This is a genomic window from Salinisphaera sp. G21_0, from assembly GCF_017744115.1.
GTDB lineage: Bacteria > Pseudomonadota > Gammaproteobacteria > Pseudomonadales > Endozoicomonadaceae > Endozoicomonas.
Map to the genome: position 1 here is coordinate 49,741 of NZ_JAGHQW010000024.1, position 19,546 is coordinate 69,286.

12 protein-coding genes are annotated in these 19,546 nt (G+C 44.2%); 7 read left to right on the forward strand and 5 right to left on the reverse strand.

Going from position 1 to position 19,546, the window contains the following annotated elements; all coding sequences use genetic code 11:
* Window positions 1–374 precede the first annotated feature (374 nt).
* From J7439_RS12805 to J7439_RS12830, 6 genes are all read left to right on the forward strand, one after another.
* Window positions 375–671, forward strand: coding sequence for a hypothetical protein (locus tag J7439_RS12805; RefSeq protein WP_209202182.1), 297 nt, complete (start codon window positions 375–377; stop codon window positions 669–671).
* A 146-nt stretch (window positions 672–817) separates the two neighbouring features.
* The gene (locus J7439_RS12810; protein ID WP_209202183.1) at window positions 818–1,444 is read left to right on the forward strand and encodes a hypothetical protein; all 627 of its coding nucleotides are present in this window, start codon (window positions 818–820) and stop codon (window positions 1,442–1,444) included.
* Between the two features lie 129 nt (window positions 1,445–1,573).
* Window positions 1,574–2,419, forward strand: coding sequence for a hypothetical protein (locus J7439_RS12815; RefSeq protein WP_209202184.1), 846 nt, complete (start codon window positions 1,574–1,576; stop codon window positions 2,417–2,419).
* Between the two features lie 351 nt (window positions 2,420–2,770).
* Entirely contained in the window at window positions 2,771–3,538 is a 768-nt protein-coding gene (locus J7439_RS12820) for a hypothetical protein (protein WP_209202185.1), read from the forward strand.
* Window positions 3,539–4,036: 498 nt separating this feature from the next.
* Window positions 4,037–4,936, forward strand: a complete 900-nt coding sequence (locus tag J7439_RS12825; RefSeq protein ID WP_209202186.1) for a hypothetical protein — start codon at window positions 4,037–4,039, stop codon at window positions 4,934–4,936.
* Between the two features lie 262 nt (window positions 4,937–5,198).
* Window positions 5,199–5,939, forward strand: coding sequence for a hypothetical protein (locus J7439_RS12830; protein WP_209202187.1), 741 nt, complete (start codon window positions 5,199–5,201; stop codon window positions 5,937–5,939).
* A 46-nt stretch (window positions 5,940–5,985) separates the two neighbouring features.
* Here the strand turns inward: J7439_RS12830 and J7439_RS12835 are convergent, their stop codons facing one another.
* The 3 genes from J7439_RS12835 to J7439_RS12845 form a co-directional block, all read right to left on the reverse strand.
* Window positions 5,986–6,363, reverse strand: a complete 378-nt coding sequence (locus tag J7439_RS12835; RefSeq protein ID WP_209202188.1) for a basic helix-loop-helix domain-containing protein — start codon at window positions 6,361–6,363, stop codon at window positions 5,986–5,988.
* A 347-nt stretch (window positions 6,364–6,710) separates the two neighbouring features.
* Window positions 6,711–8,270 carry a hypothetical protein gene (locus tag J7439_RS12840; RefSeq protein WP_209202189.1) on the reverse strand — a complete coding sequence of 520 codons (1,560 nt, stop codon included), beginning with the start codon at window positions 8,268–8,270 and terminating at the stop codon, window positions 6,711–6,713.
* 130 nt (window positions 8,271–8,400) lie between these two features.
* Window positions 8,401–13,173 (reverse strand): hypothetical protein, encoded by a 4,773-nt coding sequence (locus J7439_RS12845; protein WP_209202190.1) that lies wholly within the window; start codon window positions 13,171–13,173, stop codon window positions 8,401–8,403.
* 124 nt (window positions 13,174–13,297) lie between these two features.
* Between J7439_RS12845 and J7439_RS12850 the strand changes: the two genes are divergently transcribed.
* The gene (locus J7439_RS12850; RefSeq protein ID WP_209202191.1) at window positions 13,298–13,633 is read left to right on the forward strand and encodes a hypothetical protein; all 336 of its coding nucleotides are present in this window, start codon (window positions 13,298–13,300) and stop codon (window positions 13,631–13,633) included.
* Window positions 13,634–13,635: 2 nt separating this feature from the next.
* On the opposite strand, the gene J7439_RS12855 is transcribed toward J7439_RS12850, so the two are convergent.
* Entirely contained in the window at window positions 13,636–14,280 is a 645-nt protein-coding gene (locus tag J7439_RS12855) for a TetR/AcrR family transcriptional regulator (protein WP_101748170.1), read from the reverse strand.
* Between the two features lie 272 nt (window positions 14,281–14,552).
* Entirely contained in the window at window positions 14,553–19,493 is a 4,941-nt protein-coding gene (locus J7439_RS12860) for a coiled-coil domain-containing protein (protein ID WP_209202192.1), read from the reverse strand.
* Window positions 19,494–19,546: the final 53 nt, after the last annotated feature.

Below are 19,546 nucleotides of genomic sequence, written 5' to 3' on the forward strand. Positions count from 1 at the left end.
AGGAAAAAATTGCACGACAAATGAATTATTGTTTACCCGTGAGTTGCCGATTTTTAGGCAGTTTATATCGCTATTTTAGAACCATAGGGACTTTGTATTTATTATAAATATTGAATGGATTGTGTTAGCGAGGAACTTTTACCAGAACGAGTAGTCTCAAACTGTAATTTGATATTTCAATAACTTTATAATTCAATAAATAGACCTGACTATTCTGCTTATTTAAATAAAGCCCCTGATCACTTTTTTTATGTTCAAAATACTGTTCATTTTGAACCTTGTGCATCATGTCAGGCTTTCTCCCGTCAAGTTTCAGAAGTAGCTACTGTTCTATGTACTATGCATGCTGATGATACGACTGAAAGCCGCCTATATTGCGAGAAGATTTACCGTCAGTACTTGAACGAAGGTCTTACCAGCGCGCTTACCAGAAGGTTTACCGTCAGTCCTTGAAATGGAAAACTTACCAAAAAGCTTACCATCAATCCGAGGAACGTAAGGCTTATCGTAAGGCTTACAATCAAGTTCTCAAAGATACCGGTGATAAAGAACAGGCAAAAATCTCTGGTAAGCAAGCCTCCAACTTTGTAACAGAATCGAAAAAGGAAAAAAAATCAGCTACAGACAGATTGAGCCATAACAAACGCTCGCCAAATCGCTCAGCAATATAAATATTAAATGTATTGTGTCAGGCCGGAACTTTTATAAGAAGGAGTTGTCACAATATATAATTCTGTAATTAAATAATTCAATGTCTGACCCGTATTCTAACTTTTATCCCTTGTGTTCGGAATTCCAGAAAGCGTATGAGTCTGTTATGTCGAACAGGGGATCGGCTTTTACAGCAAGGGTACAGAAACATGGATCGGTATTCGGGCTGAAAGTTGGTCGAACTGCACCAAGTAATTATGTGAATTCCTTTATTCCATGTCGTGAAAGCTTTCATAACCCATTAAGTGACTCCCGTTTTAAAAAAATACCAGTCAGGGTTATTTATTCTCAAGAATATGAACAAAGTGCATCGTTAGACTTGTCATATAGACCCGGGGCATACCAGGGGGTTGATCGAAATACCAGAACGCCAGGCAGCCCGCCGGAATTAAGATCTGATTGGGTTTGGAGTATGGCTGGTGAAAGTTCTGATCCATTGCCTGCTGGTAATAAGTTGGATCTTACAGCTTCTGCTGCAAAATCTGGCGAATCTCTAACCATCATTATTGATAATGCTCATGAACAGGATGAGAAACGGAAGGCTGCCCGAAAGGCCTACCAGAAGCTTTACCGTAAATCCGAAAAGGGGAAGGCTATACGGAGGGCTTACCAGAATGCCTACTATAAGGCTTACTATAAAGCTTTCAGGGATACCCATGATTTAGAACAGGCAAGATTTGCTGGCAGGCAAGCTGCTATCCCTATAAGAGAGTCATATAAAGCAAAAAAATAAGCTTGAATCAACCTCGATGCCTGGCTTACATAAATTTTGAATGGGGTCTTTCAGGAAGGAACTTTTATAATAAATAAAAGTCAAAATCATTAATTCAATAAATCATTAATTAGATAAATCAATAATTCAATGAATAATCCATATTCCAAGTTACACTCCTTATATTCTGGATTTCAGAAAGCGCATGAGTCTGTTATATCGAACAGTGGGTTAGCTGCTGAAAACTGTGCCCAGAAAAGTGGTTTGGTATTCGGCCTGCAAGTTGATCAAATTATACCATGTAACTATGTAAACCCCTTGAGTATATACGGTGGAAGTTTCCACAATCCATTAAATGATCCCCGTTTTAAAAAGATACCAGTCAGAGTTATTTATTCTCAAGAATTTGAACAAAGAGAACCGTTAGGGCTATCACATAAACCCGGGGCATATCAGGAGGCTGATCAAAATATCAGAATTGTTACCGGTCAACCAGAAATAAGAATTGATCGGGTTTGGAGTATGGCTGGTGAACGTTCTAACTTGGCAGCAGGAAATGAGTTGGATGTTGCAGCTTCTGCTTCTGGCTCTGTTGAACCTCTTACTCTCTCTCATGGTAAGGTTTACAAAAAGTCTGAGAAACGTAGGGCTGCCGATAAGGCTTACCATGTGTCCGAGAAGGGGAAGGCTGCTAAATGGGCCTGGGCGAGGTCCGAAAAAGTGAAGGCTTACCAGAGGGCTTACGCAAAATCTGAGAGGGGGAAAGCTGTCCGTAAGGCTTATCGTGCGTCCAAAAAAGGGCTGGCTACCCGGAGGGCTTACCAGAGGATTTACGCACAGTCTGTGAAAGGTAAGTCTAACCAGATAGCCTACCATAAGGCGTACTATGAAGTTTTCAGTAAAACCGGGGATAGAGAGCAGGCAAGAATTGCTGGCAGGCAGGCTACCGCATTGATAAGGGAGTCGAATAAAATAAAAAATAATGCACTTGAATAAACCTTTAATGACTTAAGCCTGGTTAAAAATTAAGTTTGGTCTGTCAGATAGGAACTTTTACAGGAAAGCACAGTCCTAATCATTAATTCAATAATTTAATAATTCAACAAATCAATGTCTACTCCATATTTTAACTCACACTCCTTGTATTCAGTATTTCAGAAAGCGTATGAATCTGTTATAACGGGCAATGGATTGGTTTTTCATGACCGGCCGCAGCAAAGTGGTTTAATATTTGGACTGCGAGTTGATCAAACTGCACCAAATAATTATATAAACCCCTTGATTCCATATAGTGAAAACTTCCATAACCCTTTCAATGATTCCCGTTTTAAAACAATGCCGGTCAGGGTGATTTATTCTCAAGAATTTGAACAATGCCAGCCGTTAGACTTCTCACCTAAACCCAAGGCGCAATCTGGTGAATCTCTGGCCGTAGCTCCTGATAAGGCTTGCACACAGTCCGGGAAAGAGAAGGTTCACCATGAATCCGAAAAGGGAAATGCTTCCCCGAAGGCCTGTGCACAGACCGGGAAACGGAGGCCTCCGAAAAAACGAACCTGGGATCGGTCTGAAGCAGGGAAGGCTTACTATAGGGCTTACCAGAAGACTTACGTGAAGTCCGAGAAAGGGAAGGCTTTCCTTAAGGCTTATGAACAGAGCGATATACGAAAAACTTCCCGGAATGCATACGAACAGACCGAGAAACGGAAGGCTGCCAAACGAGCCTGGTCTCAGTCCGAGAAAGGTAAGGCATACTATAGATCTTACCGTCAGTCTGAGAGAGGGAAGGTTGTCCGGAAGGCTTACCGTCAGTCCGAGAAAGGGATGGCTGCCCGTAAGGCTTACGCAGTGTCTGAGAAAGGGAAGGCTAACCAGAAGAATTACCGTGAGTCTGTGCATGGGAAGGCTGTCAGACAGGTCTGGGCAAACTCCGAGAAAGGGAAGGAGTCCAAACTGATATGGAGAAATTCAGAGAGGGGTAAGGCTTACCGGACGCTTTACACCAAGGCTTACAATAAAGTTTTCAAGCATACCGGTGATAAAGCGCAAGCAAGAATCGCCGGCAGGCAAGCTACTGCCTTTATAAAAAATTCAAATAAAGCAAAAAATAAATGAGATTGAATCAACCTCAATTATTAATAGCTATGCCTGGCTGACATAAAAATGGAAAAGTATCTTTCAGGTAGGAACTTTTATAAGAAAGTATAGTCCTAGTCATTAATTCAATAACTCAATAATTCAATGGCTACTCCGTATTTTGATTCACACTTTTTGTATCCGGGATCCCGAAGAGCGTATGAGTCTGTTATGTCGGGCAGTGGATTCACTGTTAAAGACTGGTCGCAGCAAAGTGGTTTGGTATTCGGGCTGCGAGTTGATCAAACTGCACCAAATAATTATATAAACCCCTTGATTCCATATGGTGAAAACTTCCATAACCCTTTCAATGACTCCCGTTTTAAAAAAATGCCCGTCAGGATTATTTATTCGCAAGAACCTGAAAAAATCAAGCTGCTAGACATATCACATAAACCCGGAAAATATCAGGAGGCCGAACAAAATAACAGAATTCTATCCAATCAATCAGAAATAAGAATTGAGCAGGTCTGGAGTATGGTCGATGAAGTGAGCCCTCACTCATACGGTTTAAGTAATGATCATCCTCCATTTATCTCAACGTTGAAAGAAACAGCAGGAAATGAGTTGGATGTTGAAGCTTCTGTTTCAGGAGCTGGTGAATCTTTGATCATCGATCATGATAAGACTTACGTGCAACCTGAGAAACGGAGGGCTTCCAAACGAACCCGGGCGGAGTCGGAAAGAGGGAAAGCTTACACAAAGGCTTACCGTGAATCCGAGAGAGGGAAAGCTGTCCGCAAGGCTTGGTCACAGTCTGAGAGAAGGAAGGCGTGCCAGAAGGCTTACGCACAGTCTGAGAAAGGGAAGGCTTGCCAGAAGGCTTACGCACAGTCTGAGAAAGGGAAGGCTTGCCAGAAGGCTTACGCACAGTCTGAGAAAGGGAAGGCTTGCCAGAAGGCTTACGCACAGTCTGAGAGAGGAAGGGCTGTCAGGAAGGCTTGGTTACAGTCTGAGAGAGGGAAGGCTTGCCGCAAGGTTTACGCACTGTCTGAGAAAGGGAAGGCTGCCAAACGAGCCTGGGAAAAGTCCGAGAAAGGGAAGGCTTACCGTGAGTCTGAGAGAGGGAAGGCTTGCCGCAAGGCTTACGCACAGTCTGAGAGAGGGAAGGCTGCCAAACGAGCCTGGGAAAAGTCCGAGAAAGGGAAGGCTTGCCGCAAGGCTTACGCACAGTCTGAGAAAGGGAAGGCTGCTGCCTTGAAGTCTTACCGATATGCTTACCATAAGGCTTACTATAAAGTTTTCAAGAGTACCGGTGATAGGGAACAGGCAAGAATCGCTGGTCAGCAAGCTGGCGCTCTTATAAGAGAGTCTGATAAGGCAAAAAAAAATGAGCTTGCATCAAGTTCTGTTTCTTCCGTCCTGCCTGCTTTTTAAACTGACTGATAAGTCAGTAGCAGTATGATATTGGTTAACTACTTAACAGTCATAGTAAATCTTCAGGTCTGGTTGAAATAATTGTTGAATGGAATGGGGCAGAGAGGAACTTTTATAATGAAGGCACTGTCCTAAGCTGTAATTCAATATTTTTACTAATTCAATGTACAGATTTAACATAGACGCAAATTCCGTTTCTTCCTGTTTGCAGGGTTATTCAGGATCAGCTTTACCACCTGATACCTTCGGCTCACCGCGAACTATGGCTGGTTATTCGGTGCAGGCACTTGATCCATTTCCCCGATATTCAAATCGGGAGGTAAGCAATCAGGGCATACCATCAATTTCACGTGCACTTAAAGATTTTACAATTTCCCAACGACCGTACACTGAAGGTCAATTCAAGCATTCTGGGCTTGCACCAGAAGAGCTTGATGCAATAGTATCTTGTGATTTTTCCAGTCAACCTGTTAATAATCCTTTTTCATCCACAGATTTAACTTTTAAAAACTCTCAACAGATAGCCTGGGAATTACCCTCAGAAAATTCATTAGCTGATTTTTCTAAGCCATCATCACGATCAGTTGCTATCGTTGGCCCGTTAAATACACACACACAAGGGCAGGCTTCAACGGGAATTATTGAGTTTAGAGCACCTGAATCGTTCCGTTCTGTTATACCTCTACCCCTCAGGCCCGCAGTCACTCACGATCAGTCAGATAAAAAAAAGGAATACCAGAAGGCTTATCGTATGTCCGAGAGAGGGAAGGCTGTCAAACGCGCCTGGGAGGACTCCCGGAAAGGGAGAGCTACCCGAAAGGCTTACCAGAGGAAGTGTCAGAATTCTATTCATCAGGCTTGTCGAAGGGCTTACAGTAAGGCTTACTATTTTGCTCTCAAGAATACCGGTGACAGAGAACAGGCAAAAATTGCTGGTCGAAAAGCGACTGACTTGATAAAGGAATCAATAACTCAGCATGCTAATGACCGATCCATATCTTAACTTTCAGTCCTTGATTTCGAGATTTCAGAAGGCATAATCCAATAACTCAAGTGAAATCCGGACTAATACCAAGTTGCTGTTCCAGTTGTTGAATGTATGCCGTGGCTTGTATCAAAGTCTCTACCTTTGTTAATTGTTGGTTGGATGCTCCGGGAATTTCATTTCGAAGTGCCTGGTAGGCTTGATTCATGGTTTCCCTGCGTCTTTTTTCATTATCGGCGCGGATCTTTTTCCGTTCATCATAACTACGTTGGGGGGGATTTGTACTTTCCTCTGTGGCTGGTATGGAGTATTGGAATTTAGGGTCAATTTGCTGGACATTAAACTGATTGAAAGTGCATGCTGTGGGTGAATTGATTCGACACATGCCATAAGGATTATCCGATGGCGTACGAGACTGCATCGGCGTTATATTAAAGTTCATCTGATGTCATACCTCCTGCAATTTGAACAAGAAACCTTGAGTTCAACATGTGCAAAGTCAAAATAGTCAGCGGCATTGGATTCCTGAATATCGCTTACCTTCTTTTTCTGACAACTTATCAATGGCTTTCAGGTGGCATTGAGGGTTATCGGCGCAATAAAAGAGGGTGAAAAAACGCATCTTGTTCTGATCAAGTGGAACCATAAGACAAGCCAGTTGCTCCGGTAATTGAGCAAGGCCACATATTTCGCAGGAACCAAACTGCAAGAACTGGAAAGTGTTTGACATAACCTGGCCTGAGTAAAGAAGGTTGAAAGATTCTGAGTGAGTTACCGGTGATCAAATGTTCAATGAGTTGAGTCTATCCGATCCAGCTCAGGATGCATCATCTTCAACAGTGATGTGATAAATTCCATCCTCTTGATCTCGTAGTTACTCACATGCGGAACTGTCGATAGCCAGCAGGAAACTCTGCATTCAAAATCACTGCGGCAAATATGCCTGCTCAATTTCCTCTGCAGAATCGCAGCAAGTGCATGAAGGCGCTGTCGTTGCGCTTGCAGCTGACCGTCAGGCTCTTCTTCAGCGAATATGGAGATAAACTGCCTGGCTTTATCCAGGGTAAGCAGCGCGCGAACAAGCAAACCATAAATACGCTCTTTGCCGTTTTTTGGAAAGCCAAAAAGAATGGTTCGAGGTAATTCAAACGCTGGCCCTTGATTCAGTTCAACTGTCAGCGGGTTAAGGTTCTCTATGAGGTGTTCCAGCGTATCGTTCAGTAATCGGGTTTCTTCAGCAAACGACAAACACCATAACGGCCTCTCAACGCCAGGAGTGCTAATGGCCAATGGTGCTGCATGTCCATTGATTACTCTGCCGTCAATACTGACCATAAGCCCCGGACCCGGGATGTCTGAACTGCTGTCTTTAGGATGAATAGTGTAAGCCTTTGGTAGTTGAATCGCCCGGCATCCTGGCATTGGTGAGATGAAGATGTTGTCGTTGGCTCCTAAATCCCTGTCAATGTCAAGTGCTTCCTTAAGCGCTTGCATCTTTTTAAAGAGTTTCATGGCCGAATCTTCAGTCGAGCAGATAATGTCAATATCTTTGAATGATGTGCAGCGGTTCTGTAAAAAACGTGCGTATGAACCGGTAATCAGAATGGGGGGCGTGTTATAAGACTCATTGATTTCCTGGATCATCTCCAGTGCTCTGCGAGTTAGCACATTTAACTGCGGAACCTGATTGTCTGATAAGGGGAGCTCACTTCTGACGGCAGCAGAAGCCTGATGCTGACTGGTAGAGGCTGCGTATCCTTCAGGATCATCACCCGGGTCGACCTGGCGGTCAGCCAGCAGATGACCATTAAGATAACGTTTGGTGTTGAAGAGCGTTATCTCCTCGCTGCCAGCCGGACTCTCCATGAAGTCCTTATACACCTCATCCGGTGTAACCGGCTGGCCATTCAATGGCAGCCCCCTCAGGCAACATTCCGCTTTGAAGCGTGCGATGGCTAATTTGAACTCATTGTTTTGATCTGGCTGTCGGTTGAACTCCTGAACGACCTGATCCGGGATAACTTGTCGATTGTTGTGGGGAATGTTTCGCAGGCAGAGTTTTTGCAGGAAGACGCCACTTCTGAGGGAGGTTGTATCATTTCCATAGGCGTTAAGTACAGCAGCCGGGGTAATTTGACGTCCTTGTAATGGTTTGTTTTGCCAATAGGCAACCTCCATACTGATGCGTTCATATGCATTGGTGGCTGTTCGCCTGCAAGGCTGACGGGTTGAGATTTCCATACCGTTAAAGGTGCTTGCGGATCGGTCAGATATCGCGTCTGAACCGGCCTGTTGGTCAACATAGACAGCGGGCTCTGGGGGGGAAAAGGTTGAGGTAGTTGGTTTCATAAGATAACCCTGCACACCTGGACGAAAAACATCCCTTTTGACCGAAAAATGATCATTAAGTTCCATTCATGGGGCCTGCACTGGGGGGATGTGAGGTGCGTGGCAGTCATAACAATACCGATTTGAGTTATCAAGCGTGCATCATTGCAAGCAGTGTCCGGATAAACGCTTTCTTATTGGTCAGGCAATCATTAACAGGCTGAGTTGTTGATAGCCAGTTGTTAACCCTGTGCTCAAAATCATGACGGCAAACATGGCTGGTCAATTTCATTTGCAGACTCTTAGTCAGTGCATCAAGCCGTTGTTGTTCTTTTTGCAGCTGATGACTGCGGCAGCCTGGTTTCCCGGGATTGCCTGCACAGTGCAGAGTGATAAACTGCCTGGCTTTATTCAGAGTAAACAGGCAGCGTGACAGCAAGCCATAAATACGCTCATCGCTGTTTTGAGGGGTATTAAAAAGAATGGTTCGTGGTATTTTAAATACCTCCCCTTTTTGTAGCCTTTCGGTGAGCGGATCAAGGCTCTCAGTGAGGTATTCCAGCGTATCGTTCAGTAATCGGGTTTCTTCAGTAAACGACAAACACTGTACAGGTCTCTGAACACCGTGGACGTGAACGGCCAATGGTGCGGCATTTTCATGGATGACTCTGGCATCAACATTGACCTGAAGCCCCATGGCTTTTATACCGAAATCACCATCTTCAAGATGAATATTGAAGCCATTTGGCAGTTTGATCTCCTGACACCCGGGGACTTCCCGGATGACAATACTTTTGGGAATGTCTGAATCCCTGTCTGTGTTCAGTGCCCGCAGCTTTTCACAGAGTATTCTGGCCGACTTTTCTGTCGCGCAGATAATGTCAATGTCATTAAATACTGAGCACATATTCTGCAAACAACGTGCGAAAGAACCGGTAATCAGAATGGGGGAATCGGTACAGGAAATATTGATTTCCTGAATAATATCCAGTGCTTGAAGTGTGAGTGCGGTTAACTGCGGAACCTGTTTGTCCGAAAAACCCGGTCTATTTGACCATTGCGGCAGGGTTTGCGCTACACCGGCGTTTGTTGCCTGAGTGGCTACGTATCCTTGCGCACTGTTACTCCCCGGGGTAAAAATATTTTCTTTTTGAAGCAGTAGATTATCCATTACATCGGCTTCGGATTGGCATTGCTCAAACCAGCAGCCTAAAGCATGGTGCAGTTTGCTGACTTCAGTAAAACTCTGAAGGCACTCCAGAACCTGATCCTTTTGGATTTGATGTCCATTCACCCCGTGGCTGGTGAAATAGCAGTAGGCCAGGAAGAAGAAATGCAGCCGTGCTTTCTGAAATGAGTGTCTCAGGGTTATGATGGATTGCAATACCTGCTCTGCAGACACGCTCTGTTGATCAATGGACAGTTCATGCTGCATAGCCATGAATTTCAATATACATTGCAGTCGATGTTGCTCATCCCCTTTGACTGATGTGTTGTTCAGGATTTGCCAGGCCTCTTGCAGCAAATCCTGAGCGTCGTTGTTGTCATCCCACCACTGAGAGTGTTTCAGTCTTTCAATCAGGTATCTGGTTTGCCTTGCAGATTGATCCCCGGGGACTTGATTAAATGCTTCCAATACGTCCTTGTTACCCAGATAACGGCCATTCAGTTTTTTTGCATTCAATGCCAGCTGAGAATAAAAAATAGCGATTTCCAGCAATCTGCCAATGCGTTCAAAATCCTTGACTACCGCATCCGCCGTCACCAACTGGCCATTTAACAGCAAACCCCTCAGACAACATTCCGCTTTGAAGCGCGCCACCCCCAACTGGCCTTCAGGGCTATCCGGGAAGCCCTTAACCACTTCATCCGGTGTGACTGGCTGACCTTTCAACGCCAGGCCCCTCAGGCAACATTTTTCCTTAAAGTGCGCTATTCCCAGCTTTCCTTCCGGACTGTCCGGGAAATCCTTAACCACCCTGTCCGTTGTGACCTGCTGACCATTCAACAGCAGGCCTCTCAGGCAACACAGTTCCTTGAAGTGCGCTATCGCCAGTTTACCTTCCGGACTGTTCGGGAAATGCCTGACCACCGCATCTGATGTGAGCTGCGGGCCACGCAGAGCAATGCCTCTCAGGTAACATTTCTCCTTAAATCGTGCGATTCCCAGTTTGCCTTCCATACTTTCCGGGAACGCCTTTACCACCGTATCCGGTTTGATTGGCTGGCCATTCAATAGCAAGCCCCTCAGGCAGCATTTTTCCTTAAAGTGCGCCAGTTGCAGCGCTGCTCTGATTGCCTTATAGCCCTTAACCACTGTATCCGGTGTCACTGGCTGGCCATTCAACGCCAGGCCCCTGAGACAACATTTTTCCATAAAGCACGCTATCCCCAGTCTGCCTGCGGTGCTATCCGGGAAACCCTTCACCACCGCATCCGGTGTGACCGGCTGGCCATTCAACAGCAGGCCCATCAGGCAACACAGCTCCTGAAAGCGCGCTACCCCCAGCTTGCCTTCCGGACTATCCGGGAAACCCCTGACCACCGCATCCGGTGTGGTCTGCTGGTCCTTCAGCAACATGCCCCTGAGGCAACATTCTTCCTTAAAGCGACCCAGCTCCAGTGTTGCCCTGGCGGCCTGAAGATCTTCAATCACCGCATCCGGTGTGACCGGCTGGCCATTCAACGCCATGCCCTTCAAACAACATTCCGCTTTGAAGCGCGCTTTCCCCAGTTTGCCCTCCGGACTATCGGGATACGCCTCAACCACCGTATCCGCTGAGACCTGCTGCCCCTTCAATGCCAGGCCCCTCAGGCAACACAGTTCCTTGAAGTGTGCCAGCTCCAGTGTTGCCCTGGCGGCCTGAAAATCCTTAACCACTGCATCCGGTGTGACCGGCTGGCCATTCAATGCCTGGTTCCTGAGGCAGCATAGTTCCTTAAAGCGTGCCAGCTCCAGAGTGGCTTTGGCTGCCTGAAAATCCCTTGCTACCTCATCGGGTGTGACCTGCCGACCAGCTAATGCCAGGCCCATCACGTAACATTGTTCCTTGAAACGTGCCAGCGCCAGTGGTGCCCTGACGGCCTGAAAATCCTTAACCACCGCATCCTGTTTCACTGGCTGGCCATTCAACATCAAGCCTGTCAGGCAACATTTTTCCTTAAAGTGCGCTAGTCCCAGTTTGCCATCGAGAGTAGCCGGGAAGGCCTTAACCACCGCCTCTGGCGTGACCGGCCGCCCATTTAACAACAAGCCTGTCAGGCAACATTCTGCCTTAAAGCGTGCCAGCTCCAGTGTTGCCCTGGCGGCCTGATAATCCTTAACCACGGTGTCTGGTATGACTGGCTGGCCATTCAATGGCAGACCCTTCAGGCAACATCGCTCTTTAAAACGCGCCAGCTCCGTTGTTGCCCTGGCTGCCTGATAGTCATTCACCACCTCATCCGATGTTACCCACCGGCCATATAACTGCAGGCCCTTCAGGAAGCATTGTTCCTTAAACCGGGTCAGCTCCAGTGTTGCATTGGCAACCTGATAATCCCTAACCACCTCATCCGGAATGACCCGCTGGCCATTTAACATTAGGTCCCTCAGGCAACATTGCTCCTTAAAACGGGCCAGCTCCAGTGTGGCGTTGGCCTCCTGATAATTCTTAACCACCACCTCCGTTGTGACGTGCTGGCCATGTATCTGCAGGCCTGTCTGCATACAGAGTTCGGTAAAGCACGCCGACTCAAGTGTTGCGTTAGCTGCCTGATAATCCTTAAGCACCGCCTCCGGTGTGATCAGATGACCATTCAATGTTATGCCTTTCAGGCAGCAATGTTCCTTAAAGCGCGCCAGCCCCAGGGTTGCTCCGGCGGCCTGAAACTCCTTAACCACTGTTTCCGGTGCAACCAGCTGACCATTCAATGTCATGCCTTTCAGGCAGCATTGTTCCTTAAAGTGCGCCAGGTCAAGGAGGACGCCGGCTGCCTGAAAATCCTTAACCACCGCCTCCGGCGTGACCGGCTGGCCACGCAACGGCAGGCAATTCAGGCAACATTCCGCTTTGAAGCGTGCTATTGACAGTTTACTTTCCGGGGTACCAATGAACCCCTTAATCACATCATCCGGTGTGACCGGCTGGCCATTCAACATTATGCCCTTCATGCAACACAGCGCCTTAAAGTATGCCAACGCCTGTGTTGCGTTGATTGCCTGATAATCCCTGGCCAGCGCCTCCGGTGTGACGTGATGGCCATTCAACAACAGGCCCTTCAGGCAACACATTTCCTTAAAGCGCACCAGTTCCAGTGTTGCGTTGGCCAGCTGATAATCGTGAACTACCGCCTCCGGTGTGACCCGCTGGCCATTTACTGTCAGGTCTCTCAGGCAACATTGTTCTTTAAAACGCGCCAGCTCCAGGGGGGTTTTGAGTGCCTGAAAATTCTTGACCACCGCATCCGTTGAGACCCGATGGCCATTGAGCGTCAGGCCCTTCAGGCAGCATTCCGCCTTAAAGCGTGCTATTGGTAATTTGTGCTTATTGTATTGGCCTGGTTGCCGGTTGAATTCCTGAATGACCTGCTCCGGGGTAACTTTTCTATTGCCCTGTAAAATGTTCTGCAAGCAGAGCTTTTGCAGGAAGAAGCCACGTCTCAGAGAAGTCTTGTCATTTCCATAGGCTCTGAGCACATCAGCCGGGGTGATTTTGCGTCCTTGTAATGGTTTGTTATTCCAGAAGTCGTCTTCAAGTTCTTTGCCATGATCCTTAGTGGAGGCTGTATCTCTATGGGACTTCAGTTTTGATACTCTCTGACCGTTAAATGTGCTTGTTGAGCGGTTTGGAATTCCACTTGATCCGGCTTGATGGCTAACCCGGCCAGCAGGCCTTCGATGGGGGTGGCTTGATGGGGATGCTTTCAGAATAAAACCCTGCACACTTGGACTATAAATACCGCCATTTGACCTCAAAATGATTATTAGGTTCCTCTTTTGACTTTCAGGTAAGGGCGAAATTAAGACCTATTCTTTAAGGAACGTAAAACATTTAAGGAGTTTATTCGTGGTTCCATTTCGCTATCGTTTTTCTATTGCCGCGGTCTTCTTTCTACTGTTAAACCAGTCAGTTCACGCACTTACGGGTAAAGAGGATACGGATTGCCATCATACGCAGATGGGTTTGAACTCAATTCGTTCAGCTTTTCAGAAGTGGGAATACGGTCGTAAGCATCCGAATATTTATCGTGAACGGGCACCGGAAGCGATGATAGAGCATTACCGACGCTGGCAGGAATACCCTGAATTGCCTGCCCATATCCGTGATGAAAGGGGAGCTCTGGAAATGACATCAACCTTTCATCGCTGGAATCAGGCGAGGAAAGGTCGGTGTTGCCAGTAGGTTTAACGCTGGTTTGGAGTAATGCCCAGCCCTTTCAGGACTATCCGGGTTAATGTCTCTGTTGCCTGGTCATAGTCAGACTGCTCAAGCGTATCTTTTCCAATGGCCCGGGCTATCTGGTAAGAGAAGTCTGCATAATGCTGTGTGGATGACCAGAGCAGAAAGATAAGGTGCACAGGATCCACCGCATCCATTTTTCCCTGGTCAGACCATGCCTTGAACACCTGTGCCCGTCCCCGAAACCACATCTGATAGTCCTCACCAAAATACTCTGTCAGGTGCGGACCACCATTGATGATTTCCTGGGCAAAGAGTCTGGAGGCCAGGGGATTCTTCCGGGAGAACATGATTTTGGTATGAATGTAGGCGGCCAGCGCCTCTTCCGGGTCATCCTCAGGACTGAGGCTGTTAAAGCTCTGATCCCATAGCTTGAGGATATGCGACAGAACGGCAGCATAGAGCGAGAGCTTATTGCTGAAGTAGTAGTGAACGTTGGCCTTGGGCAGGTTTGCCCGTTCCGCGATGCGCTGCATGGTAGTGCCTTTGAAGCCATGGGTCACAAACTCCTGTTCGGCAGCGGCCAGAATGCTTTTTTTATTATTTTCCCGGATTTTCCCGGGACGGTATTTTTTCGCAACTGCGTCCATATGCTCATTCAACCCTGTTCGTGGTGGTAACCTCAGGTGATTGAGAGAAGTATTATTCCTGATACCGGCATGGCCCTCAAGGAGTTAGGCGTCCTGTCGGACTTAAGACTGTCCTGCGCGGCAACTGCTCCTAGTGCATCCGTGCAGTCGTGCGGTTGCGATAAATTGGTCTAAAATCCCTGCTTCTTCGTCAAATAGCCCCGCTACTTGTGCCCCTTAGGGTGTTTTCCTCAGAATCAGAAATTTTTAGCCTCAATTTCTCGCAATCCTCACTATAGATGCTTAAGTCCGACAGGCTCACGGGAATTATTATTAAAAGGACAACTATCTCTGGGCTTTGGCAATGCGGGTTGGATAGGGACTGGTGCGTTACATATAGACTCTATAGAGGACATATCGTCTAAATCAGTGGTAATGCCAAGCAGGGAGGGAATAGATCCAAAGTTCCATGGTGCGTCAGCATCTGGAGTGCGCAGGGATGGGGTTTCGGGGAATGGTAATCTGGAGGTATTTAAAGTTGACCTTCTGTATTGTGATTCGTTGGTATTTGGGGCTGACCCGGAGCTCTCCTGCACAGGTGTGCTCATCGATATAGTTGAGAGTTGTCCTCCGGGTACGGGCCACTGTGAATCTGAATTGAAAGTCCCCGGACCACACATTGATAGTTGTTGAGGTGTGACTGTTGCCATTGCTCGTGCTGACTCCGTACCTGTTGAGGTCAATGCTGGATGAACAATGTCAGGCTCAAATGTCGGGTTATCATCTTGCAATAATTGTTGGCATAGGATAGAAAATGCAATACCAGTTTCATTACTAATGCCCGTAGGGCTATTCACCTGAGCTGGGTTGGTGCTGGTCCCGACAGGAACAACGGCCTCAGGATTTAACGGTGCCAGTTGAGAAGGCCCGGGTTGGATTTTTCCTGTCTGTGCATTTGCAGCCAACATCTCATGTAATAGATCAATGGTAATATCTTTCTGCCTGAGGAGTGTTTCCATTCCCGTTTGGTAGTCCAGTAGTTGATCAGGCGTCATCTGGAGTATATTGAGCTGCTGATTAACAGTATGATTGATCGCAGGAACATTTGTTTTCAGGTTATTCATTTCTTTCTTTAATTCTTCGACTTCCCGACATTTCGCGTCTGCCAGAGTTTTTGTGCAAATGAGTTCTCTCTGCACTTGTTCTAACTGTTGGTCTTCATTAAGCAGTACTGTCTGTTGCTCGATAAAACATTTTTCTTGGTTTTTAAATTGGCTGTTACTAACCTGAATTATTGATTTTTTGTAATTGGTCATATTTTTTTGTGATTGGTTTAAATCATATTCTAACCGGGCTTTCGCTCGTTCTAAGGAAGTCACCTGATCCCGGAGTTGGCAAATTTCTTCATGGCTGCTTTCAGCCTGGGCAGATATTTTTTCAAAATTGTCCTGAGTTCTTTTTAATTCATTCTGTGTATGACTAGACTCTTGACGTATTATTTTCATGAGTTCTGTTTGCTTGGTCAGTGCATCTTGGGCACGACTCAGGTCTTCCCCAACAGATTCTTTTTCCAATATTGACTGTTCAAGATCTGATCTGATCTCAGTCAACCTGGTATTAAGGTTTTTATTTTCTGTACTTAAACAATCTTCATGTTTTTTCAGGGAGGTGACTTCTGTTTGCAGTTGTAAAATACTTGCTTTAGTCTCTTTCAGGTTATCTATCAGCTTGTTTTTCTCTATTAGCTGTTCACGTTCATTTGATTCTTTATTGGCAAGCTCAGATTTAATATCTTCTAATTCAGATAACAGAGAGCTTTCCTTGTCATTCATCGTTTTTAAATCATTCTCATATTTTTTAACAAGTTCTTTATAGTCTTTCAGCCTGCTGACTTCCGTTTGCAACTGTAACATGCTTGCTTTGCCTGCTTTCAGGCTGTCTTCCAGTTTGTTTTTTACTATTAATTGCTCGAGTTCATTTGCTTCTTTGTTGGCAAGTTCAGATCTGATGTTTTCTAATTCAGATGTGAGAGAGTGCTGCCTGTCTTTCATTATTTTTAAATCACTCTCATAAGTTTTAATGCGTTCTTCATGCTCTTTCAACTTGCTGACTTCCGTTTGCAACTGTAACATCCTTGCTTTGGTTTCTTTCAGGCTGTCTTCCAGTTTGTTTTTTTCTATTAGTTGCTCACGTTCATTGGCTTCTTTGTTGGCAAGTTCAGATCTAGTGCTTTCTAATTCAGACAAAAGCGAGTTTTGTTTGTCTTTTAATGTCTTTAAATCGCTCTCATACGCTTTAATACGTCTTTCATATTCTTTCTTCAGGCTACTTACTTCCGCTTGTGACTCTAAAACATTTGCCTCAGTCAATTTCAATTGGTCTTCTAGTGTCTTTTTTTTTATTAGTTGTTCACGTTCTTTTGATTCTTTTCTGTCTAGTTCGTATCTAATATTTTCTAATTCGGATAACAGAGATTCTTGCTTGTCTTTCATTTTTTTCAAATCACTCTCATACACTTTGATGCTTTCCTTAGAAGTTAGTAGCTCTTTTTTAAGGTGAGTGATTTCAGATTCAAGCTTGATTTTTTCATCCTGGTTGCTGGATTCTCTGAGTAATTGGCAAAGAAGTTCTCTCTCTTTTGCTAAAGTTCTAACATTGTTTTCCAGGATGTTAACTTTACCTGCTAATTGTTCTGAGTTTGTTCTGTATTCTGTGATCTGGTCTTTTAGGGATGTTAACCCTATATCTTTCTCTTTGATATCTTTATCTTTCTCTTTAATATCTTTTTCCTTTTCCTTAATCTTTTTTGAGAGCTCTGTGATTCTATTGCTTAAGCTTTTGTGCAAACTATCATTGTTTTTTAATTTCAAATTTGCTTTATTGAGATCCTGCTTGAGGCTTTTTAATTCGTCCTGATTTGTTTTTTTCTGCTTTTTAAGGTTGTCGATTTCTTCTTCCAGGCGGCTTATTTTTTTGATGTGATTTTTTTTTAGTTCTTCTATTTTTTTTGTTTTTGTTTTTATTTCATTTTGATATTGAGTTTTCAACTCTTCCATCTTTACACCACTTTCAAGTAATGTGTCTCTGGAAATTGTGCATGCTTCTCTGGCTGATTGGATCTCCTTTTCCAGTTTTTTAATCTTTTTTTCCTTGTCAGAAATAGTATCTCTGAATGATTCTGCCTCTTTGATTGACTTTTGATTTGTAATTTTTTCTTCCATTAATTTTTGTTGCAGATTTGCAGTCTCTTGCCGTGTTTCTCTTGTTATCAAACATATAGATTCTACCATGTTTTTCATTGATCTTAATGGGTTGTTCGGCTCTTTATCTGCTGATTTATTTTTTTTTGTTTCTTTTTTTTGTGGGCATATTTCACTTATATTTTTCTTGCATTGTTCTTCAATGTTTTTATGTTCTTCTTCAAGTCTGCCTAGTTTTTCTTTTAGAGATCTTATGGTATCTGTCAGTGATTTTACTTCACCCTCTAACGCTATTGCTGACTCTTTTGACAGTTTAAGCTCTTCTGCCAGGTGGTGATTTTCTTTAGTTAATGTGTTTTTTTCTTTAACTTCCTCTTCTTTTTTTAACAATAATTGATTGGCTTCTTGCAGTTTTTCTTCTGTTGATTGTATTTTTTTTCTATATTCAGAAATTTCGTCCTTGTAATTTTTTAGTTGATCAGTTAATTTTTTGTTTTCATCTGTTATCTCTGTATTATCTGAAGATAGTAATTCTATCTTTTCTTCCAGATGTGTTTTTTCTTTTGTAAGATTTGATATATTTTTCTCAGAGTCAGTAAGTCGCGATTCAAGTTCCATATTTATATTTTTTACTATGGATAATTCATTTTCTGAAGAAAAACAATTTTTTAAAGCATCATAATTTATATCTTCTCCGATTTCAGGATCTTCACCGCTGGGTATAGAGCTAACACCTGATTTAAATGCAAGTAGAAAAGGAAAAATACTGTGGTACTTATGCTCATTTTTCCATAATTCTTCATTTCTAAATTCTTCTTTTTGGGTATTTTTTGGGTCTACCATGATAAAGTAGTAGTGCTTTAAATTCATTACCGCCGCTAAAAGGAACTCATATTTCTCAATATCCTGTCTCATCAGATCGTATTTTTCAGCATGAACAAATGGGTAGATCAATGTTGCAAATGTTTGTTCAGAATTAAGCTTATTAGCTGATGAACTTATGTTGAATTCAGTCGTTGCGACTGTCCTTCTTATGGGTGCACCGGTTTCCGGATGAAGATCATCTACTTCATCCATGCCGGGCAGTTCTGGCATTATCTGAATAAAGTCTTTTAATGCCTGGTGGAAAATATCATGAACCTCGGGTGTACAGTTTTCCTGTAGGGATGGTTTATAACCATTGTAGGATGTTGCAATCAGTTTAGTGATTGTTTGCCATTGTGATTTACCGAACAGCTGCAGACCCTTACTTTCAATGTCTTCAGGTTTGAGAAATTGGTCACAGTGTTTAATGCTGATTTTTTTCTTGTCTGATTCGGTTGGCTTTGGGTCTTTCAATGATGAGGTCAGTTTCTCTCTGAGCAATGCTGCTGATACTTTCCATCCTTTCCGACTTATGTATTGTGTTAAAAATATGTCCAGACATTCCCATGCAGTTATTGGTTTTTTACCATTTTTGTATTCAGTTTCATAAGAGAAGTAATTTTCCCCTTCCTTGAGGCCTCGTAAAACTATGTTCTTTGCCTGATCCCAAAAATAATTAACTGTTGTTATTTTACAATAACAATCACCCCAGGTAATTTTGACTAATTTCTTGTCTTTTTCTCTGGTTATATTTTTGCATGGCATCCATGCTGCCAGTATATTTTCCTCAATTATGGGGATATCATCACCATGGTATTGGTTACAGAATGCATCCAGAATACTTTTAAATGCATTCCAGAAATCTCCAAAAATTTTCTTTCCTCTGCCTTTTTTTGGGTCTTCGGTCAGATCTGTAAAAATCTGGTCATGGAGATTGTTTGCCTGCATTGTTATGGGCGGGGTGATTTTACGTGTTTTCAATATCTTTGCACGGTGGGGGAGTTGATCTGAGTCCTGAGAGGTGTTGGGACGTTTTCTTGGATTGGTGGAATTATGGCACTCTAGTGCATAACCCATTGTGGTTTTTTTTCCCCCCTGTCGCCCCCCAGGCTTTTTTTTCTGAGAGGCTTGTGGAGTGAAAAAATCCTGCTTTGCTGCGGATATATCCATAAGTCCCTGCTTTTCTCTGAATGACTGCATGTACATCGCTTAGTGTAAATAAG